The organism is Zobellella denitrificans (assembly GCF_002407485.1).
Taxonomy (GTDB): domain Bacteria; phylum Pseudomonadota; class Gammaproteobacteria; order Enterobacterales; family Aeromonadaceae; genus Oceanimonas; species Oceanimonas denitrificans.
On the sequence record NZ_CP012621.1, the window covers coordinates 2,188,047 to 2,207,931 of the forward strand.

Genomic DNA, 19,885 nt, shown 5'->3' on the forward strand with positions numbered 1-19,885 from the left:
CTCCTTCGGTTACTGGCGGATACCTTCGACAAACAGCCGGATGGTGATGTCGTCGCCTACCCCGGGCAGGCCGTAGCTCATGCCGAAGTCGCTGCGCTTGATCTCGGCCTGGGCATTGAAGCCGTTGCGGTAACCGCCCCAGGGATCGTCACCTTCACCGATAAACTGCACGTCGAAGGTCACCGGCTTGGTCACACCGTGCACGGTCAGGTTGCCCGCAAGCTTGCCGCCGTCCTTGTCGCCCTCGTAGCCGGTGCTTTCGAAATCCAGGGTCGGGTACTGGCGCACGTCGAAGAAATCGGGGCTGCGCAGGTGCTTGTCACGGTCTTCGTGGTTGGTGTCGATGCTCTCGGCCTGGATGGTGAAACGGGCCTTGGCCGCGCCGGGGTTGTCACCGTCGAAATGATAATCGCCCTCGAACTCGTTGAAGCGGCCCAGCAGGGTGCTGACCTGAAGGTGTCCCACCTCGAACACCACTGTGGTGTGGGCCGGATCGACCTTGTAGTCGGCAGCCAGGGCGGGACCTGCCAGCAGCAGGGAAGAGAACAACAGGGTTGCGGTGGTTTTCATAACGATCTCCGTCATTATTGGCATGCTGCGTATCATTCGCAGGTTTCTGTTCGTGCTCGATAGTAAGATCCCCGGCAGGTGAGAACAATCTCGCCTGAAATAAAACATTATCAACCATTAGTAAACAATACTATGCTGTGATCAGCAGCGTCAGTCACCAGGGGATAGAAGTATCGCTAAAAGCATAGTGTGCGGGGACATAAGGATGGGAAAAAATACCGGCGCTTGCGCGCCGGCTTGGGACCAGCTCGGCAAAACAACTTCAGATCCCTAAAGGGCATGTGCCCATGCAAGCACCCAGGGACGGCCGGGTTCCAGCCTAATAAAACCCGAGCCGCATCGCCGCTTGCATCGACAGCTTCACTCTATCGGCCGGGGAACCATGAATAAAATGAATTATTAACATTTTTGCATGGCGTATTTTAATATCACTGTCATCCGTGTCCTGGACGGGATCAAGAGAGAGGCACCGCGGAGAAAGGCGGAAAAAGCAACGGATGCATCACAAAAAACAGCCAATGCCTCCGCAACCAGGGACACAATCAATAACGAGAGGAAAAAACGATGGATCAGCTGTCCGCCATCCGGGTGTTCTGCAAGGTGGTCGAGCTGCAAAGCTTCACCAGGGCCGCCCAACAGCTGGAGCTGTCGGTGGCCATGGTCTCCAAACAAATCGGCCTGCTCGAGCAGCACCTCAACGCCCGGCTGCTGATGCGCACCACCCGCCGGGTCAGCGTCACCGAGGCCGGCCACCTCTACTACGAGCGCTGCCACGCCATACTGGCCGAGCTGGAGCAGGCCAACGCCCTGATCTCCGATCACGGTCGCCAGCCCAGCGGGCGCATCCGCATCTCGGTGCCCATGGATTTCGGCAACCTCAAGGTGGCGCCCCTGCTGGCGGAGTTCAACCGGCGCTATCCGGATATCCAGCTCGACCTGGAGTACAGCGACCGGCTGGTGGCCCTGGTGGAGGAAAACTTCGATCTGGCCCTGCGCATCGGCACCCTGGCGGATTCGTCGCTGATCGCCCGGCCCCTGGCCCAGGTGACACTGCTGACCTGCGCCGCCCCCGACTACCTGGCCCGGCACGGCACCCCCACCCATCCGGAGCAGCTTGCGGAGCACAACTGCCTGCTCTACACCCTGAGCGATCCCCAGTGGCTGTATCGCCGCCAGGGACACAGCTACCACATCCGGCCCAAGGGGGTGATGCGGGCCAACACCGGCCGCGCCCTGGCGCTGGCGGCCAGCCAGGGCATGGGCATCATCATGCAGCCCCTGTTCATTGTGGAGGATTATCTGGCGAAAGGAGAGCTGGTGCCCCTGCTGGAAGAGTTCCAGTTGCCGGCACTCACCCTGAACCTGGTGTATCCGCACCGGCATTTCCTGCCCGGCAGGGTCAAGTGCTTTGTGGACTATATGGAGGACTGCTTCAAGCACTAGCTGGAGCACCGCTCAGTTTAAAAAGCCACCAAGTCGGCGCTCCTCCTGTAGCCGCCCGTTTAGGTGGCGCACACTTGTAAACGGCGGGGAGCCTGACAGCCCGGCGCGTTTTCTTCCGCCGGCCTATGGTGCCAGCTAAAGCGGCACCTACAGCGGCACCTGCAGCGGCATCTACGCGACAGCCACAGCGGCATCTACCGCCAGCGCGTCAGCGCACCACGCCGCTCAGAAATTCCTGACGGGTATCGGGCCGGCTCTTGAAGATGCCGCCGAGGGAAGTGGTGGTGGTGGTGCTGGTGGCGTCCATCACCCCGCGCGCCTTGACGCAATAATGGGTGGCGGTGATGCTGACCGCCACGTCGTCCGACTCCAGCAGGGTCTGCAGCGCTACCAGTATCTGCTGGTTCAGCCGCTCCTGCACCTGGGGCCGGCGGGCGAAAAACTGCACTATGCGGTTGATCTTGGACAGGCCGATCACCTTGCCGCGGGGAATGTAGGCCACGGTGGCGGTACCGTCTATGGTCACAAAGTGGTGCTCGCAGGTGCTGGTGAGGGTGATGTCCCGCACCTGGACCATTTCGTCCACCTTCATCTTGTTGTCGATCAAGGTAATCTTGGGGAAATGGGCATAGTCTAGGCCGGAAAAGATCTCCCGGACATACATCTTGGCAATCCGCTCGGGGGTTTCGGCCAGGCTGTCGTCTTCCAGATCCAGCCCCAGCACATCCATCATCTCGGTCATCAGCCCGGTGATGCGGGACTGTTTTTCCTCCAGGGTCAGGTTGTTGCCCCGCATCGGGGTCTCCAGTCCTCGGGCCTCCAGGGCGGAACGAACCCGGATGGCGGCATCACTCAAAGCGGTCATGGCTATCTCCGTGGGAGAGTTGAAATACGGAAAAAAAAACTGTTGGAATGGTAGTTCATTTAGCGCCCGCTGTGAATGACGGATTCGCATCGCGGAAACGCCAAGAAATATGTTAAAAAATGTTTTAATCTGAAAGAATCATCCCCACGCCGATCAACTCAGGTAACTTATATATGGCCATTATCGACTGCTGCAGCCAACCTGGCCTGCGCCCCTATCTCGATGCCAAGAACGACATGCTGAGCCGGCTCGAGGCGATCGCCGCCACCGACATCATTCCCCTCGAGCAGGCCCTGAACCACATCCTGGCCGAGGCCGTCAGCTCCCCCATCGACGTGCCCTCCTTCGCCAACTCGGCGATGGACGGCTACGCCCTGCGCGCCGAGGATCTGGTCGAGGGCCAGGGCCTGCAGCTGGTCGGCACCAGCCTGGCCGGCCATCCCTTCGGCGGCCGGGTCGGCCCCGGCGAGTGCGTGCGCATCATGACCGGCGCCGCCCTGCCGCTCGGTGCCGACAGCGTGGTGATGCAGGAAAACTGCCGCTCCGAGCACAACGTCGTTTATCCTTGTGGGCCGGTGAAAACAGGCCAGCACGTGCGCCTTCCCGCCGAGGATCTGGCCCAGGGCGAAGTGGTGTTCGACGCCGGCACCCGTATCAACGCCCGGGTGCTGTCGGTGCTGGCGTCCCTGGGGCTGGAGCAGATCTGCGTGCGCCGTCCGCTGACCCTGGCCCTGCTGTCCACCGGCGACGAACTGAAAAACCCGGGCGAACTGCTCGCCCCCGGCGATATCTACGACTCCAACCGCATCGGGGTGCGCGCCATGCTGGAGCGGCTCGGCATCCGGGTGCTCGACTACGGCATCCTGGCCGACGACCCCGAACTGATCCGTGAGCATTTTCTCAAGGCCGCGCGGGAGGCCGATGCGCTGATCACCTCCGGCGGCGTCTCGGTGGGGGACGCGGACTACACCAAACAGGTGCTGGAAGAGGTGGGCCGGATCGGCTTCTGGAAGCTGGCCATCAAGCCGGGCAAGCCCTTCGCCTTCGGCCATATCGGCAACTGCGCCTTCTTCGGCCTGCCCGGCAACCCGGTATCCGCCGCCGTCACCTTCCACCTGCTGGTGCGCCCCGCCCTCGCCCGCCTGGCCGGCGAGCGCCTCGCACCCACCCCGCTGCTGCAGGCCCGGGCGCTGATGCCGTTCAGGAAAAGCCCGGGGCGGATGGACTTTCAGCGCGGCATCGTCAGCACCCAGCCCGACGGCAGCCTGGGGGTGGTGGCCGCCGGCTCCCAGAGCTCGGCGGTGTACAGCGCCATGGCCGAGGCCAACTGCCTGCTGCACCTGGAGCAGGACAGGGGCAACGTGGCCGAAGGGGAGCTGGTCACCCTGGAGCTTATCGACGGGCTGTACTGGTGATGAAGGAACTCAGTGATCAGGAATGGCTGCGCTATAACCGCCAGATAGTACTGCGCCAGTTCGATATCGAGGGCCAGGAGGCGCTGAAGAATGCCGCCGTGCTGGTGATCGGCGCCGGCGGCCTGGGTTGCGCCGCCGCCCAATACCTGGCGGTGGCCGGCGTGGGCCGGCTCACCCTGGTGGATGATGACGTGGTGGAGCTGTCCAACCTGCAGCGCCAGGTGCTGCACCAGGACGCGGATCTGGGCCGGCTCAAGGTGGACTCGGCGGCCGACAGCCTGCGCGCCGCCAATCCCTGGCTGGAGGTGGCCACCCATGCCGCCCGGGCCGACGAGGCGCTGCTGCGTAGCCTGCTGCCGCAGCACCAGCTGGTGCTGGACGGCACCGACAACCTGGACACCCGCCAGTTGGTCAATCGCCTCTGCTTCGAGGCCCGGGTACCCCTGGTGTCGGCGGCGGTGATCCGCATGGAAGGGCAGTTGTCGGTGTTCACCTATGGCGAGGACGAACCCTGCTACGCCTGCCTGTCCCGGCTGATGGGCGGCGGCGTGCTGAGTTGCGTGGAAGCCGGGGTGCTGGCCCCCATGGTGGGGGTGATGGGCGCCTTGCAGGCGCTGGAGGCGGTCAAGCTGCTGGCCGGCCTCGGCCGCTCACCGCGCGGCAAGCTGCTGCTGGTGGACGGCATGACCCTCAGCACCCGGGAACTGGCCCTGCCCAAGGCGCCGGACTGCCCGGTATGCGGCAAAGGGCCGGCCTAGACGCCCCGCTCGTTGTTCCAGATCAGCACATGCAGCTGCGGCAGCACCCGGGCCCGGTACCAGCGATCGCCGGTGACCTTGTCGACCAGCCAGCGCAGCCGGGCATTGAGTTCCTGGGTATCGGTTTCCCGCTCCGGCTGCTCCGGGGTGGCCGGCGCCGGGTTGCAGGGCTGCAGGTAAAGGGGCAGTTGCGGGTAGTCGTCCGCCAGGGCCCTGGCCCAGCGGTAGTCCGCCTCGTCGGCGATCACCAGCTTGAGGCTGACCTGGGTATCGGCCCCGGCGGCGGCGAGGCAGGCCTCGAACCGTTCCCGGTTGAAGGCCATGCCCGAGGACGGCGGCTTGGGACTGAGCGTCAGGTGATCGAGCATCCTGAACCAGGGCTGCGCCTTGCTGCCCTGGGTTTCCATGGCGAAGGTATGGCCCTGCTGGTGGCCCAACGCCAGCAGGGCATCGAGCGGCTGCAGCGCCGGATTGCCGCCGGAGAGGGTCACCAGCAGGGGCGCGCCGCCGCTCAGCCGGTTCACCTCGGCCAGGATGGCCGAAGCCGCCATGGGCTGCCAGTCGGCCTTGAAGCGCGGCTCCACCGCATAGAGGGTGTCGCACCAGCTGCAACGAAAGTCGCAGCCGCCGGTGCGCACGAACACCGTGGGCACCCCAATCAGCGCCCCCTCCCCCTGGATGGTGGGGCCGAAGATTTCACTGATGGCGATGCTCACGGCCGGTACTCCGCCCAGGTTTTGGGCGTTTCCGAGACCAGAACCGCGCTCACCTCGGGCCAGCGGGCCCGGGCCCAGTCGAACAGGTGGCAGGCCAGCCGTTCGGCGGTGGTGCACTCGTCCCCCAGCACCTCATTGAGATGGCGGTGATCCAGGCGCTCGTCGATATAGTCCTTGAACGCCTTGAGCTCCAGGTAATCGCGCACAAAGCCGTACTGGTCGAGGGTCTCGCTCTGCAACTCGAGCACCACCACGTAGTTATGGCCGTGCAGCCGGGCGCAGGGATGCCAGTCGGGCATCTGCTTCAGCTGGTGGGAGGCGGAAAAATGAAACTCTTTCTTTATGGTGTACATGCGTTCACCCTCGCCACCGCTTCCCGCCAGTACTGCTCGTCTTTATAGGCCGTGGGATCAACAACCCCGGCCAGGGCCATGGCCTCGATGCGCTCCACGCAGGTGCCGCAGCGGCCGCAATGGAGGTCGCCGCCTTCGTAGCAGGACCAGGTATCGGCCACCGGCACATCGAAGCGCGCCGCGTCCCGGGCGATCTCGGCCTTGTCGGTATTCACATAGGGGGCCAGCAACGCCACCTCGGCCACGCCCTCGAGGGCGCGGGCCTGCATCTCGCCGAACAGGCGGATAAAGTCGGGCCGGCAGTCGGGATAGATGAAGTGATCGCCGCCGTGCACCGCCAGGGCCACGGTGTCGAGGCCGCGGGCGGCGGCCACGCCGAAGGCGATGGTGAGCATGATGGCGTTGCGGTTGGGCACCACCGTCACCTTCATGTTCTCTTCGCTGTAGTGGCCGTGGGGCACCTCGATGTCGTCGGTCAGCGCCGAGCCGGACAGCTGGCGGCCGATATGGCCGATGTCCATCACCAGGTGGGGCACCGCGAGTCGTTCGGCACAGCGGCGGGCGGCGTCGATTTCTTTCTTGTGGCGCTGACCGTAGTCGAAGGTCAGCAAGGCGCCGAGGGACTGCTCCGCCGCCAGCCGATGGGCCAGGGTCACGGAGTCGAATCCGCCGGAGCAGATCAGTAAGGCGTTCATATTGTGTCCTTGTTTTGTCCGGGTAGGCTGCGACCGGGGGGTAATGCGGAGGCCATTTTAACGACCGGATCGGCCTTGTCCACCATTATCTGGAGGAGTATTGCCATCCGGAGCCGGTGGACGGAGAAAAAGCAAAGGGCGCCGCGGCGCCCTTTACAGGATAACCGAGCCGGCTTATTTCTCGCCGAACTGCTCGGCCAGGTACAGCCAGGTGTCGATCACGGTGTCCGGGTTGAGGGACACGGAGTCGATGCCCTGCTCCACCAGCCAGGCGGCGAAGTCGGCGTGATCCGAGGGCCCCTGGCCGCAGATGCCCACGTACTTGCCGGCCTTGCGCGCCGCCTGGATGGCCATGGACAGCAGCGCCTTCACCGCCTCGTCCCGCTCATCGAAGGAGCCGGCCACCAGGCCCGAGTCCCGATCCAGGCCCAGGGTAAGCTGGGTCATGTCGTTGGAGCCGATGGAGAAGCCGTCGAAGTAGGCCAGGAACTTGTCCGCCAGCAGGGCGTTGGAGGGCAGTTCGCACATCATGATCACCTTGAGCCCGGCTTCGCCGCGCTTGAGCCCGTTCTCGGCCAGGATGTCGATGACCGAGGCCGCCTCGGACAGGGTACGCACGAAGGGGATCATGATCTCGACGTTGGTCAGGCCCATGTCGCCCCGTACCCGCTTCATCGCCTCGCACTCCATGGCGAAGCAGTCGCGGAAGTCCTCGGAAATGTAGCGGGAGGCGCCGCGGAAGCCCAGCATGGGGTTTTCCTCGTCCGGCTCGTAGGCATCACCGCCCAGCAGGTTGGCGTACTCGTTGGACTTGAAGTCGGACAGCCGCACTATGACCCGCTCCGGCCAGAAGGCGGCGGCCAGGGTGGCGACGCCCTCGGTCAGCTTGGCCACGAAGAATTCGCGCGGGCTGTCGTAGCCGGCGATCATCTCGTCGATCTTGAGCTTGAGCTCGGGGCTCTGGCGATCGTACTCCAGCAGCGCCTTGGGATGGACGCCGATCATGCGGTTGATGATAAATTCGAGCCGCGCCAGGCCCACGCCCGCGTTGGGCAGCTGGGCGAAGTCGAAGGCCCGGTCCGGGTTGCCCACGTTCATCATCACCTTCACCGGCGCCAAGGGCATGGAGCCCACCTCGGAGGTGGCCACCTTGAACTCGAGCCTGCCGTCGTAGATATAGCCGGTATCGCCCTCGGCGCAGGACACGGTTACCTCCTGGCCGTCCTTGATGCGGCTGGTGGCGTCACCACAGCCCACCACGGCGGGGATGCCCAGCTCACGGGCGATGATGGCGGCGTGACAGGTACGGCCACCGCGGTTGGTAACGATGGCGGCGGCCCGCTTCATGATCGGCTCCCAGTCCGGGTCGGTCATGTCGGTCACCAGCACGTCGCCGGCCTTGATCTCGTCCATCTGCTCGATGCTGTCGATGACCTTGGCCACGCCGGCGCCGATCTTGTGGCCGATGGCCCGGCCCTCGGCCACCACCTGGCCCTTTTCATTGAGCGCGAAGCGCTCCAGCACATTGGCGTCCTGGCGACTGCGCACGGTTTCCGGGCGCGCCTGGACGATGTAGAGCTTGCCGTCGACCCCGTCCTTGGCCCACTCGATGTCCATCGGGCGTCCGTAGTGCTGCTCGATGATCAGCGCCTGCTTGGACAGTTCCATCACTTCCTCGTTGGTCAGCGAGAACTGGCGGCGCTCTGCCTTGCTGGTTTCCTTGATCTCCACCTGCTTGCCGTGCTCCTCGGCGTTGGCGTAGATCATTTTCTGCAGCTTGGAGCCTAAGGTCTTGCGCACCACCGCCGGCCGGCCGGCCTTGAGGGTCGGTTTATGCACATAGAATTCGTCCGGGTTGACCGCCCCCTGCACCACCATCTCGCCCAGGCCCCAGGAGGAGGTGACGAACACCACCTGATCGAAGCCGGACTCGGTGTCCAGGGTGAACATGACGCCGGAAGCGGCGATGTCGGAGCGCACCATGCGCTGGATGCCGGCGGACAGGGCCACGCCGCGGTGGTCGTAGCCCTGGTGCACCCGGTAGGAAATGGCGCGGTCGTTGAACAGGGAGGCAAACACGTGCTTGATGGCCACCATCACCGCGTCCAGGCCGCGCACGTTGAGGAAGGTTTCCTGCTGGCCGGCGAAGGAGGCGTCGGGCATGTCCTCGGCGGTGGCGGAAGAGCGCACCGCGAAGGAGGCTTCATTGCCGGCCTGGCCGGCCAGCTCGGCGTAGGCCTGCTGAATGGCGGTTTCCAGCTCCGGCTGGAAGGGGGTGTCGATCACCCACTGGCGGATGGTGCGTCCCGCCTCACCCAGGGCGGCGATATTGTCCACGTCCAGCTGGTCCAGCAGGTCGTGGATACGGGCGTTGAGCCCGCTCTGCTCCAGAAACTCGTTAAAGGCAAAGGCGGTGGTGGCAAAGCCGCCGGGCACCGACACGCCGGCGCCGGCCAGTTGGCTTATCATCTCGCCCAGGGAGGCATTCTTGCCGCCAACCCGGTCCACGTCATGCATGCCGAGTTGTTCGTACCAAATCACGTAATCCTGCACTGCCACGTCTCCAAAAAAGTTGTTTCTCGGGGTTTCCGTATCTCACCCTATGTCACGGCGGGCTGTGTGCGTTGTTCCGGCCCTTTATTATTTGATTGCGACGATGGGCCTGCACACACAATGATTCTACAATGGTGCCAAAAATCAGGTAAACGTTTTACCTGGGACAAATGTTAAAAGTGAGATCTGGAGGCCCTGTGCACACGGTTTTTTATGTTTCTGATGGGACGGCGATCACAGCCGAGGTGTTCGGCCATGCGGTGCTGAGCCAGTTTCCCCTGCCCTTCGAGCAGTTCACCATTCCCTTCGTGGAGGACGAGGACAAGGCCCGGGCGGTGCAGGCCCGCATCAACGAGGCCTACCACCAGAGCGGCAAGCAGCCGCTGGTGTTCCACACCATAGTGGACGACCGCCTGCGTCGCATCATCACCGAGAGCGACGCCATGTGTTACGACTTTCTCAATACCTTCGTAGCACCCATCGAGCAGCAACTGGGGGTCAAGGCCGAGCCGCGCACCCACCGCACCCACGGCATGGAAAACAAGCAGCATTACGATGCCCGTATCGATGCGGTGAACTATGCGCTCGACAACGACGACGGGGTCAACACCAAGGAATACGACGAGGCCGACATCATACTGGTGGGCGTGTCCCGCTGCGGCAAGACCCCCACTAGCCTGTACCTGGCGCTGCAGTTCGGTATCCGGGTGGCCAACTATCCCTTTATCGACCAGGACATGAGCCGGCTGAGCCTGCCCCCCGCGCTCAAGGCCAACCGCCACAAACTGTTCGGCCTGACCATAGACGTCGGCCGGCTGCAGGAGATCCGCCAGCGGCGCCGGGCCGACAGCCGCTACGCCGACATCGAGCAGTGCCGTTATGAACTCGGCCAGGTGGAAAAGCTGTTCCGCATGGAGGCCATTCCCTTTATCGACACCACCTACCATTCGGTGGAAGAAATTTCGGTCAAGATCCTGGAGCGCACCGGCATCCGCCGTCGCATCTTCTGACTGCACACAATCCGGACTGTGAATCTGCAACCGAAGGGTCAAAATTGCACACAAAAAAGAACAAAACGTTGATTTAGTGTTTACAAAAATGTATACATTAACCCCGATGTTTAACCAGCCTGCGAATAACAAACATCAACCATAAAACATGGACGTCTGGTCGTGACTGCCCTGCCGCTTGTGTACACAAACGGCAGCGGACAGCGCCGATGCGTTCTATTGTGCAGCCGGCGACGTGAAGTCGACCCCGGTGGTTTGCAGCCCTGTCCGCGCGATAACTCCCACAACAAGGGCGCGGGCGGGAAGCCAAAACTCACTCGAGCAATACCCAGGGACTTTTCGCAATGAAACACAGTCAAAGCAAGTCAGTATTCGATTACTACGGCAAGCCTTCGTTCGGCAAGGCGCTGCCACTCTCCTTCCAGCACATACTGGCGATGATCATGGGGGCCGTGACCCCGCCGCTGATCGTCGCCGGCGTGGCCGGGGCCAACGCCCAGGAAACCATGATGCTGGTACAGGTCGCCCTGCTGTTCTCGGGCATTTCCACCCTGCTGCAACTCTACCCGATCGGCCGCCTGGGCGCCGGCGTACCCACCATCTTCGGGGTGGGTTTCGCCTATGTGCCCAGCCTGATCGCCATCGGTACCGTATACGGTGTCCCCGGCATTTTGGGCGCACAAATCGCCGGCGGTGTCGCCATGATAGTGGTGGGCATCTTTATCAAGCAGATCCGCCACCTGTTCCCGCCCGTGGTGGCCGGCACCGTGGTGCTGGTGATCGGCCTGTCCCTCTACGACATCGCCATCAAGTACATGGCCGGCAGCGGCAACGTGGCCGCCGAGGGCTTCGGCAGCGGCCAGAACTGGCTGGTGGGTCTGACCACCCTGGCGGTGGTGCTGTGCTGCTCCCAGTTCGCCAAGGGTTACCTGCGCCTGGCCGCCATCATCTGCGGCATATTGGTGGGCTACGCCATGGCCTTTTCCTTCGGCATGGTGGACTTTACCCGTCTGCACGAGGCGCCCTGGGTGATGGTCCCCACCCCCTTCGCGCTCGGCATCGAGTTCCACGCCTCCGCCGTCATCTCCATGGTGGTGATCTGCATCGTCAACTCGGTACAGACCATAGGGGATCTGTCCGCCACCACGGTCGGCGGCATGAACCGGGAGCTGAAGGACAAGGAACTGTCCGGCGGCCTGCTGGGCAACGGCTTCTGTACCCTGGTTGGCTCCATCTTCGGCGCCCTGCCCACCGCCTCCTTCAGCCAGAACGTGGGCATCGTCGCCATGACCAAGGTGATCAGCCGCTATGTGCTGGGCATCGCCGCCGCCTTCCTGATCCTGGCGGGGCTCTTGCCCAAGTTCGGTGCCGCCATGACCACCATCCCCTATCCGGTGCTGGGCGGCGCCACCATCATCGTATTCGGCATGATCACCATGACCGGCATCCAGCTGCTGGTGAAGGACGAGCTGTCGTCCCGCAACATCACCATAGTGGCGCTGTCGGTCGCCATGGCCATGGGCATCAACGCCGTGCCCGAGGCCATCGCCCAGTTACCGGACACCGCCCGCATGCTGATAGGTTCCCCGGTGATCGTGGCCGCCAGCGTGGCCTTCACCCTGAACATGCTGCTGCCGAAAAAGTCGCTGCAGGACGAGGCCCGCGAGCGCGAACAGATAGAGCGCGAGATGAACGGTGACGAAGCGCCCGCCACCCCTTATCAGAACCGGCAGATAAAGGCCGAAGCCGGCAACTGAAAGGGTCAGCCCAGAGGCAGGGATCTTCCCCCCGAATAGCAAAAAGCCGGTCGATGACCGGCTTTCCGTTTTATTGACGGCCGGCCCATTCCGTAACCGCCGGCCAAAAGACCCGCCCTGCCGATACCGCCCTATCCCTTCACGCCGCCGGCGGTCAGACCGCCCACCAGCCAGCGTTGGGCCAGCAAAAACACCACCGTGATGGGAATGGCAGAGAGCACGGCGGCGGCGGCGAAGTCGCCCCACAGATAGTTCTGGGGATAGAGGTACTGCTGCATGCCCACCGCCAGGGTGTAGTTCTCGACATTGCGCAGCAGCAGCGACGCCACCGGCACCTCGGTGATGGCGGCGATAAAGGAAAGGATGAACACCACCGCCAGAATGGGCACCGACAGCGGCAGCAGCACCAGCCGGAACGCCTGCCAGGGGGTGGCGCCGTCCAGGGCCGCCGCCTCCTCCAGGGAGCGGTCTATGGTCTCGAAATAGCCCTTGATGGTCCACACGTGCAGGGCGATGCCACCCAGATAGGCGAAGATCACCCCGCCGTGGGTATTGAGCCCGAGAAAGGGAACATAAAGCCCGATACGGTCGAACAGGGCATAAAGGGCCACCAGCGACAGCACCGCCGGGAACATCTGGAAGATCAGCATGCCCTTGAGCAAGCTTTCCTTGCCGCGAAAACGCAGCCGGGCAAAGGCGTAGGCACAGGTGGTGGACAGGGCCACGATACCGAGCGCCGAGATCACGGCGATCTTCACCGAGTTCCACAGCCACAGCAGCACCGGAAAGGGCGGCGGCGTGACGGTACCGTCCGCATGGGTGACGGCGATGCCGAGCGCCAGCTTCCAGTGTTCCAGCGAGGGATTGCTGGGAATAAGCTCGCCGGTGGCGTAGTTGCCGCTGCGAAAGGAAATGGCCACCACCACCAGCAGCGGGAACATGATGAGGGCACAGAAGGCGATGAGCCCAGCGTGGGCGGCCCATACCCGGTAACGCATCGATTTTGGTCTGACCATAGCCATGGTGTTGCTCCTTGGGTTATTTCTCGCTCAGTTCCAGCTTGCTGGCCTTGATATTGAGCACGGCCAGGGCCCCCACCAGCAGGAAGATCAGGGTGGCGATGGCGGCGGCCAGGCCGAAGTCCTGGGTGCCCGAGCCCTCGAAGGCGATGCGGTAGGTGTAGCTCACCAGCAGGTCGGTATAGCCCGCGGGGGTGGTGGTGCCTATCATGTCCGGGCGCCCGTTGGTGAGCAGCTGGATCAGGACGAAGTTGTTGAAATTGAAGGCGAAGCTGGCAATCAACAGCGGCGTGAGCGGTTTCAGCAGCAGCGGCAGAGTAATGCGCAGGAAGTTGTCCAGCGGGCCGGCGCCGTCCATGGCCGAGGCTTCGTACAAATCCTCGGGAATGGCCTTCAGCAGCCCCATGCACAATATCATCATGTAGGGATAGCCCAACCAGGTGTTGACCATGACCAGCATGGCCCTGGCCAGCAGGGGATCGGTGAACCAGTCGGGACTGATGCCGAACAGACCCGAGAGCAGCATGTTGATTTCGCCGAAGCTCTGGTTGAACAGGCCCTTGAAGATCAGGATGGAGATAAAGGCCGGCACCGCATAGGGCAGGATCAGCAGCAGCCGGTAGGTGCCCTTGCCCCGGAGCGGCTCCCATTGCACCAGGCAGGCCAGCACCATGCCCACCGCCAGGGTGAAAAACACGGTCAGCCCGGAAAACAGCACCGTCCAGATGAAGATGGAGATAAAGGGCACCTGGATGCCCTTGTCCTGGAGCACCCGGAGGAAGTTGTCCCAGCCGATCACCACGGTAAAGCCGGGGCTGACCGGCTCGCCCACGAAGTGGCCCCCCTCGTCGATGGGCTGGTAAAAACCGGTGTCGAAATTGGGCGCCAGCCGCTCTCCGCTGCGCCGGTTGAGCAGCACCAGCTCGCCTTCCGGCATATAGACGGGCTCGCTCGCGGCAAAGCGGCGCAGCGAACTCATGGTGAGCCGCTCACCGTTTGGCAGGACCACCGCCAGGGCGAACAGCGCGGCCCGGTGCTGGGTGATCACCCGGATAGGCGCCGCCTCGCCGGCCGGCGCCTCGTGGGCCGGGCTCGCGCCCAGGGGCGCCGGCGGCGGCGCCGCCAGGGTGAAAGCGTCGCTCAGGTAGGCGTCGCCGCTGTCGTCGTCGGTCAGCCACAGCCGCCATTGGCCCTCGTCCGTTTCGTACAGGGCAAAACCCAGATCCCTGCCGCTCTGAAAGCGCTGTTGTTGCAGCACCTGCTGCACCCGCTCCAGGCTGAGCTGGTTCTTGCCGCTGTAGTTGGTAAAGGCGATGCCGATGGTGCACAGCAGCGGAAACAGCACGAACAGGCCCATGCCCGCCAGCCCCGGGTAGACATAGCGCCAGGCATAGCTGCGCCGGTTGGCGAAGAGGTAGAGGCCGCTGCCCACCAGCACCAGGGTCAGCATGGCAAACAGCATCTCCCCCTGGGCGTACATCAGTATCACCAACCAGGCATTGACAAGGCCGACGCCAACGATGCACAGCCACTTCAGCCAGGCGAGCAGGGGCGGCCAGGCGGGAGATTTGAGAGGTAGGGTGGTCGTCTCTGATAACTGCATGATAACGCTCTGTCGATATGGTTGGGCGGGGCCACGACGCAAGTTGCCAGCGCCGGTATTGCCCGCCACCGGTGTGGCCGGTGGCGGGTTTTTCCTTACTTGGTGATCCGGGCGGCGGCGTCGTCGAGCGCGGCCTTCACGTCCTGTCGGCCGCTGATGGCGTTCAGGATGGCGCTGCGCTCGGCATACCAGAAGCCAGCCATTTCCGGGATGTTGGGCATGATTTCACCCTTCATGGCGTTGTCCATGGTGGCGCCGATACGGGGGTCGCTGGACAGCGCTTTCTGGTAGGAACGCAGGGCCACGGCACCCAGCGGCTTGTCGCGGTTGACCTTGTCCAGCCCCTCGTCGGTCAGCAGGTAGTTTTCCAGGAACTCCACCGCCAGTTCCTTGTTGGGGCTGGCGGCGTTGATGCCGGCGCTGAGGATGCCGGTAAACGGCTTGGAGGGGTTGCCGTTGAGGGTGGGCAGGGTGGTCACGCCGTAGTTGATGCCGGCCTTGTCGATATTGGCCCAGGCCCAGGGACCGTTGATGGTCATGGCGGTTTCGCCCTGGTTGAAGGCCGCCTCGGCGATGGCGTAGTCCACATCGGCGGAAATATGCTTGTTGTTGACCAGATCCACCAGCGTCTGCAGGCCGCGCAGGGCGCCTGCGTTGTTCACGCCCACGTCCCTGGGATCGTAGCCTTCGCCGTTGAAGCGGAAGGCGTAACCGCCGTCGGCGGCGATCATCGGCCAGGTGAAGTAGGGCTCCTGCAGGTTCCACATGATGGCGGACTTGCCCCTGGCCCGCAGCTGGGTGTCGAGGGCCGGGATTTCCTCCCAACTGGCGGGGGGCTCGGCCAGCAGATCCTTGTTATAGATAAGCGACAGGGCCTCCACCGCCACCGGATAACCGATGAACTTGCCGTCGAACTTCACCGCGTCCCAGGTAAAGTCGTGCAGCTTGTTGCGGAAGGCCTGGCTGGGGTTGATCTCGGCCAGCAGGCCGGCCTGGGCATAGCCGCCGAAGCGGTCGTGGGCCCAGAAGATGATGTCGGGGCCGTCGCCGGAGGCGGCGACCTGCGGATACTTCTCTTCCAGCTTGTCCGGGTGCTCCACCCGTACCGGCACGCCGGTTTCCTGCTCGAACCACTGCCCCACCTCGGCCAGGCCGTTGTAGCCCTTGTCCCCGTTGATCCAGATCAGCAGCCGGCCTTCCTCGATGGCGGCCAGGGCGGAGGATGACATCATCAGGCCGGCCAAGACACCGAGGGCGACCTTACCCATTGCTTTTTCCATAGTTCCTATCCTTATCCGTGACGGGAGTTGCAAGAGCGAAAACCGTCGCGTCACGGGCGGACATGACGGATTTCGGTTATCCGCATCTTCCGCCGCGAGGACGGTACCGGCATCCTCCCCCCCGCTACGCCCCCGCCCGGAAAAAGGTGAGCCGGCTCAAAGCTTCCGCCGGTTATGTGACTCACCGCACAGTCGGGAGTGCCGTTATCGTTAAGTGGATCACAAAAAACGCAGCCCACCCCCTGCCCCGGCCCCGACTTCCTCCCCCGGCCTGGGGGCCTCCTCCTCCCCGCTCCTCCCCCCGCAATATTTCCGTTGGCGGAGGATTTCAGCCCGTCGGCCGGCGGGCATGATGAGGCCAACGACAACCACCCCTTCGAGCCGAGCCATGTCCGACACCCGCCCCTCCAGCCTGCCCCGGAACGCGACCCTGTATCGCGTGGACAGCGCCCATTTTTTCGATGGCGATGGCGACGGCCAGGGCGATCTGGCCGGGGTATTGCGGCAACTGGACTATTTCGGCCGTTTGGGTGTGGACGGCCTGGTGCTGAGCCGGGACGATCGGCATGGCATCCCGGAGGTGCAGTGGCAGGCGTTTGCGATCCGGCTACGACAGGCCGGGCTGTCGCTCTGGCTGGCGGAAAACCGGCACTTTCGCGCCTGGCCGGAGGGCGAGGTCCTGCCCCTGTGCACCCTGGTCGATCACGGCCCCATCGGGCTGACCCACTGGCTGGAAAAGCGGGCACAGGGCGGGCAGGCAGTCTGGGCCACCGGTGGCCCGGATCTGACCCGGGTGGTCAGCCGCTGCGGCGGCGGCGATCTCAAAGTGGCCCTGCCCTACCTGGCTCTGCTGGCCTGCCTGCCCGGCCCCATCGGCCTGTGGCAGGGCGAAGAGCTGGGCCTGCCCCACGCCGCCGAACCGGGCGACACCAGGGGTAACCGCAGCCCCCTGCCCTGGGTCGAATACCCGGAGCAAAGCCCGGTCGCGCAGCAACCCATGCAGCGCCGGGTTGCCACCGAGCACAGGGCCATGGCCGTCAGCCGCCAGGAGCAGGAACCCGAGTCCCCCCTCAACCAGTGCCGCCGGCTGCTGCAATGGCGCCGCCGGCAGCCGCTGGTGGCCAACGGCCGGATCGCCGCCACCGGCCTGCACGACGGCCTGCTGTGGGTGCGACTGGCGGGCGCGCAGCCGTCACTGACCGTGGTCCTCAACCTGCTGCCCTATCGCCAGCAGCACCGGCTGGCCCCGCTCCCGAACGGCTGGCAAACGGAGCTGATCCTCGGCCAGACCGAACTGAGCGACGACCATCAATTGAACCTTGGCGGTTTCGCCGCCGCCATCGTCACGCCCAAGGTACAGGAGTAATTCATGGCCAATGTCAGCCTGCACAAGGTGTGCAAGTCATATGGAAACGTCCATATCTCCAGGGATATCGACCTGGACATCCGCGACGGTGAATTCGTGGTGTTTGTCGGCCCCTCCGGCTGCGGCAAGTCCACCCTGCTGCGCATGATCGCCGGGCTGGAAGAGATCACCTCGGGAGAGCTGCGTATCGGCGAGACCCGCATGAACGAGGTGCCACCCTCGGAGCGGGCCGTGGGCATGGTGTTCCAGTCCTACGCCCTTTATCCGCACCTGTCGGTGGCCGACAACATGTCGTTCGGGCTCAAGCTGGCCGGCACCCCCAAGGCGGAGATCCGCCGCCGGGTCGACCAGGCGGCCGAGATACTGCAACTGGCCCACCTGTTGGAACGCCGCCCCAAGGAGCTGTCCGGCGGCCAGCGCCAGCGGGTGGCCATCGGCCGCACCCTGGTGGCCGAGCCCCGGGTGTTCCTGCTCGACGAGCCGCTGTCCAACCTGGACGCCGGCTTGCGGGTACAGATGCGCATTGAAATCGCCCGCCTGCACAAGCGGCTCAAGAGCACCATGATCTACGTGACCCACGACCAGGTGGAGGCCATGACCCTGGCCGACAAGATAGTGGTGCTGGAGGCTGGCCGCGTGGCCCAGGTGGGCAGGCCGCTCGAACTCTACCACTACCCCGCCAACCGTTTCGTGGCCGGCTTTATCGGCTCGCCCAAGATGAACTTCCTGCCGGTGAAGGTGACCGCCGCCGAGGCCGGCCGGGTGGAGATCAGTGCCAACGATACCCGCTTCTGGATCCCGGTGGACGGGCGCGCCGTGCAGGAGGGCGCCAATATGTCGCTCGGCATCCGTCCCGAACACCTGCTGCCCGGCGAACAGGCACCGGTTCGCCTGACCGGCGAGGTACAGGTGGTGGAGCAGTTGGGCAACGAAACCCAGATGCACATCCGCATTCCCGCCCTCAAGAGCAACCTGGTTTACCGGCAGAACGACGTGCTGCTGGTGGAAGAGGGCCAGCCGCTGGACATCGGCATTGCGCCCGAGCGCTGCCACCTGTTCCACGAAGACGGCCGGGCCTGTCGCCGGCTGCACGTCGAGCCGGGCGTCTGACCGGGTACCGACACAACCGACCCTTTTAATCAAGCAAGGCCGACCAGGGAATGGTCCCTGCACATGGCCAACTAAGGAGAACTCAGATGAGCAAATGGCGTTTACTTCCCGTTGCATCCGCCGTGGCGGCGGTCATGGCCGGCCAGGCCATGGCGGTGGAATTCCACGGCTACGCCCGTTCCGGTATCGGCTGGACCGGCAGCGGCGGCGAACAGCAGTGCTTCGCGGCCACCGGTGCCGGCGCCAAGTACCGCCTGGGCAACGAATGCGAAACCTATGCCGAGCTGAAGCTGGGCCAGGAACTGTGGTCCGAAGGGGAAAAAAGCTTCTACTTCGATACCAACCTGGCCTACGCCATCAGTCAGCAGAACGACTGGGAACAGGTCGATCCCGCTTTCCGTGAGGTCAATGTCCAGGCCCGCAACATCTTCGACGCCCTGCCTGGCGCCACCCTGTGGGCTGGCAAACGTTTCTACCAACGCCACGACGTGCACATGATCGATTTCTACTACTGGGACATCTCCGGCCCCGGCGCCGGCCTGGAAAACGTCGACCTGGGCTTCGGCAAGCTGTCTTTGGCGGCCACCCGCAATACAGAGGCCGGTGGCGCCACCCACTTTGTCACCGACGAAGAGGACAAGGTCTACAACGACATCTTCGACCTTCGCCTGGCCGGCCTGAGGACCAACCGGGACGGCAGCCTGGAGTTGGGCCTGGACTACGGCCGCGCCAACACCCGCGACGACTTTTCCCTCGCACCCAACGCCCCCAAGGACGGTTACATGCTTACCGCCCAGCACACCCAGGGCAACTTCTTCGGCGGCTTCAACAAGTTCGTGGTGCAGTATGCCACCGACGCCATGCTCTACGGCAAGGCCTCGGGCGGCAACGTCGACAACCAGGGTGACCGCCTGCGCCTGATCAACCACGGCGTGGTACAGCCCGCCAGCGATTGGGAGCTGATGTACGTGGCCCTGTACCAGGACACGGATCTGGACAACAACAACGGCAATACCTGGTACTCGGTGGGCGTGCGTCCCATGTACAAGTGGAACAACACCATGAGCACCCTGCTCGAGGTGGGTTATGACAACGTCAAGGAGCAGGCCAGCGGCCGGCGCAACGATCAGATGAAATACACCCTGGCCCAGCAGTGGCAGGCCGGCAACAGCATCTGGGCCCGCCCGGCCATCCGCCTGTTCGCCACCTACGCGGACTGGAACGACAAGTGGGGCGATCGTGCCGGTACCCCTGAAGCGAGCGACGGCGAAGTGACCTTCGGCGTGCAGATGGAAGCCTGGTGGTAACCCCCTTGGAGCGCGGGCGGCTCGTCCGCGCTCCCGGATTTTTTCGATCATAGGGCACCACTACA

Annotated in this window: 17 protein-coding genes; 8 read left to right on the forward strand and 9 right to left on the reverse strand. The window is 63.9% G+C overall.

What is annotated here, in order from left to right:
* Positions 1-9: 9 nt before the first annotated feature.
* Positions 10-570 carry a YceI family protein gene (locus AN401_RS10360; protein ID WP_094040797.1) on the reverse strand — a complete coding sequence of 187 codons (561 nt, stop codon included), beginning with the start codon at positions 568-570 and terminating at the stop codon, positions 10-12.
* 564 nt (positions 571-1,134) lie between these two features.
* Here AN401_RS10360 and AN401_RS10365 point away from each other — a divergent pair.
* The gene (locus tag AN401_RS10365; protein WP_094040796.1) at positions 1,135-2,013 is read left to right on the forward strand and encodes a LysR family transcriptional regulator; all 879 of its coding nucleotides are present in this window, start codon (positions 1,135-1,137) and stop codon (positions 2,011-2,013) included.
* A 208-nt stretch (positions 2,014-2,221) separates the two neighbouring features.
* Here the strand turns inward: AN401_RS10365 and folE are convergent, their stop codons facing one another.
* Entirely contained in the window at positions 2,222-2,878 is a 657-nt protein-coding gene (folE, locus tag AN401_RS10370) for a GTP cyclohydrolase I FolE (protein WP_094040795.1), read from the reverse strand.
* A gap of 173 nt (positions 2,879-3,051) precedes the next feature.
* Here folE and moeA point away from each other — a divergent pair, with 173 nt between their 5' ends.
* Both moeA and AN401_RS10380 read left to right on the forward strand, forming a co-directional pair.
* A complete protein-coding gene (moeA, locus tag AN401_RS10375) occupies positions 3,052-4,293 on the forward strand; it encodes a molybdopterin molybdotransferase MoeA (RefSeq protein WP_176442088.1) in 1,242 nt (413 codons plus the stop codon).
* Positions 4,293-5,051 carry a molybdopterin-synthase adenylyltransferase MoeB gene (locus AN401_RS10380; protein ID WP_096779285.1) on the forward strand — a complete coding sequence of 253 codons (759 nt, stop codon included), beginning with the start codon at positions 4,293-4,295 and terminating at the stop codon, positions 5,049-5,051. Before moeA ends, AN401_RS10380 begins: the two co-directional genes overlap by 1 nt.
* Here the strand turns inward: AN401_RS10380 and queE are convergent.
* The 4 genes from queE to ppsA form a co-directional block, all read right to left on the reverse strand.
* Positions 5,048-5,767, reverse strand: a complete 720-nt coding sequence (gene queE / locus AN401_RS10385) for a 7-carboxy-7-deazaguanine synthase QueE (protein WP_232513284.1) — start codon at positions 5,765-5,767, stop codon at positions 5,048-5,050. The two genes, AN401_RS10380 and queE, sit on opposite strands and share 4 nt — an antisense overlap.
* Positions 5,764-6,120, reverse strand: coding sequence for a 6-pyruvoyl trahydropterin synthase family protein (locus AN401_RS10390; RefSeq protein WP_096779286.1), 357 nt, complete (start codon positions 6,118-6,120; stop codon positions 5,764-5,766). The genes queE and AN401_RS10390 overlap by 4 nt, the downstream gene beginning before the upstream one ends.
* Positions 6,108-6,815, reverse strand: a complete 708-nt coding sequence (gene queC / locus AN401_RS10395) for a 7-cyano-7-deazaguanine synthase QueC (protein WP_096779287.1) — start codon at positions 6,813-6,815, stop codon at positions 6,108-6,110. The genes AN401_RS10390 and queC overlap by 13 nt, the downstream gene beginning before the upstream one ends.
* Before the next feature lie 174 nt (positions 6,816-6,989).
* Positions 6,990-9,368 carry a phosphoenolpyruvate synthase gene (ppsA, locus tag AN401_RS10400; protein ID WP_094040790.1) on the reverse strand — a complete coding sequence of 793 codons (2,379 nt, stop codon included), beginning with the start codon at positions 9,366-9,368 and terminating at the stop codon, positions 6,990-6,992.
* Positions 9,369-9,565: 197 nt separating this feature from the next.
* Between ppsA and ppsR the strand changes: the two genes are divergently transcribed.
* Positions 9,566-10,378 carry a posphoenolpyruvate synthetase regulatory kinase/phosphorylase PpsR gene (gene ppsR / locus AN401_RS10405; protein ID WP_094040789.1) on the forward strand — a complete coding sequence of 271 codons (813 nt, stop codon included), beginning with the start codon at positions 9,566-9,568 and terminating at the stop codon, positions 10,376-10,378.
* Between the two features lie 344 nt (positions 10,379-10,722).
* Entirely contained in the window at positions 10,723-12,135 is a 1,413-nt protein-coding gene (locus AN401_RS10410) for a uracil-xanthine permease family protein (RefSeq protein WP_094040788.1), read from the forward strand.
* A 131-nt stretch (positions 12,136-12,266) separates the two neighbouring features.
* Here the strand turns inward: AN401_RS10410 and malG are convergent, their stop codons facing one another.
* The 3 genes from malG to malE all read right to left on the reverse strand — a co-directional run bounded on the left by malG (position 12,267) and on the right by malE (position 16,037).
* Entirely contained in the window at positions 12,267-13,157 is an 891-nt protein-coding gene (malG, locus tag AN401_RS10415; protein WP_096779288.1) for a maltose ABC transporter permease MalG, read from the reverse strand.
* A gap of 16 nt (positions 13,158-13,173) precedes the next feature.
* Positions 13,174-14,757 (reverse strand): maltose ABC transporter permease MalF, encoded by a 1,584-nt coding sequence (malF, locus tag AN401_RS10420; RefSeq protein WP_096779289.1) that lies wholly within the window; start codon positions 14,755-14,757, stop codon positions 13,174-13,176.
* A 95-nt stretch (positions 14,758-14,852) separates the two neighbouring features.
* Entirely contained in the window at positions 14,853-16,037 is a 1,185-nt protein-coding gene (gene malE / locus AN401_RS10425) for a maltose/maltodextrin ABC transporter substrate-binding protein MalE (RefSeq protein ID WP_096779290.1), read from the reverse strand.
* A gap of 388 nt (positions 16,038-16,425) precedes the next feature.
* Between malE and AN401_RS10435 the strand changes: the two genes are divergently transcribed.
* From AN401_RS10435 to AN401_RS10445, 3 genes are all read left to right on the forward strand, one after another.
* Complete coding sequence (locus AN401_RS10435; RefSeq protein WP_096779292.1) at positions 16,426-17,403, forward strand: alpha-amylase family glycosyl hydrolase; 978 nt, start codon at positions 16,426-16,428, stop codon at positions 17,401-17,403.
* Positions 17,404-17,406: 3 nt separating this feature from the next.
* Positions 17,407-18,513: a maltose/maltodextrin ABC transporter ATP-binding protein MalK gene (gene malK, locus AN401_RS10440; RefSeq protein ID WP_096779293.1), complete on the forward strand. Its 1,107-nt coding sequence runs from the start codon at positions 17,407-17,409 to the stop codon at positions 18,511-18,513.
* Between the two features lie 86 nt (positions 18,514-18,599).
* Complete coding sequence (locus AN401_RS10445) at positions 18,600-19,820, forward strand: maltoporin (RefSeq protein ID WP_096779294.1); 1,221 nt, start codon at positions 18,600-18,602, stop codon at positions 19,818-19,820.
* The last annotated feature ends 65 nt before the right edge of the window (positions 19,821-19,885 follow it).

Excerpts from the sequence above, each read along its gene's own strand:
- AN401_RS10365 (WP_094040796.1), top strand. The coding sequence starts at position 1,135 with ATGGATCAGCTGTCCGCCATCCGGGTGTTCTGCAAGGTGGTCGAGCTG.
- queC (WP_096779287.1), bottom strand. The coding sequence starts at position 6,815 with ATGAACGCCTTACTGATCTGCTCCGGCGGATTCGACTCCGTGACCCTG.
- malE (WP_096779290.1), bottom strand. The coding sequence starts at position 16,037 with ATGGAAAAAGCAATGGGTAAGGTCGCCCTCGGTGTCTTGGCCGGCCTG.
- malG (WP_096779288.1), bottom strand. The coding sequence starts at position 13,157 with ATGGCTATGGTCAGACCAAAATCGATGCGTTACCGGGTATGGGCCGCC.
- malK (WP_096779293.1), top strand. The coding sequence starts at position 17,407 with ATGGCCAATGTCAGCCTGCACAAGGTGTGCAAGTCATATGGAAACGTC.
- malF (WP_096779289.1), bottom strand. The coding sequence starts at position 14,757 with ATGCAGTTATCAGAGACGACCACCCTACCTCTCAAATCTCCCGCCTGG.
- AN401_RS10380 (WP_096779285.1), top strand. The coding sequence starts at position 4,293 with ATGAAGGAACTCAGTGATCAGGAATGGCTGCGCTATAACCGCCAGATA.
- AN401_RS10410 (WP_094040788.1), top strand. The coding sequence starts at position 10,723 with ATGAAACACAGTCAAAGCAAGTCAGTATTCGATTACTACGGCAAGCCT.
- AN401_RS10360 (WP_094040797.1), bottom strand. The coding sequence starts at position 570 with ATGAAAACCACCGCAACCCTGTTGTTCTCTTCCCTGCTGCTGGCAGGT.
- AN401_RS10435 (WP_096779292.1), top strand. The coding sequence starts at position 16,426 with ATGTCCGACACCCGCCCCTCCAGCCTGCCCCGGAACGCGACCCTGTAT.
- moeA (WP_176442088.1), top strand. The coding sequence starts at position 3,052 with ATGGCCATTATCGACTGCTGCAGCCAACCTGGCCTGCGCCCCTATCTC.
- AN401_RS10390 (WP_096779286.1), bottom strand. The coding sequence starts at position 6,120 with ATGTACACCATAAAGAAAGAGTTTCATTTTTCCGCCTCCCACCAGCTG.
- folE (WP_094040795.1), bottom strand. The coding sequence starts at position 2,878 with ATGACCGCTTTGAGTGATGCCGCCATCCGGGTTCGTTCCGCCCTGGAG.
- AN401_RS10445 (WP_096779294.1), top strand. The coding sequence starts at position 18,600 with ATGAGCAAATGGCGTTTACTTCCCGTTGCATCCGCCGTGGCGGCGGTC.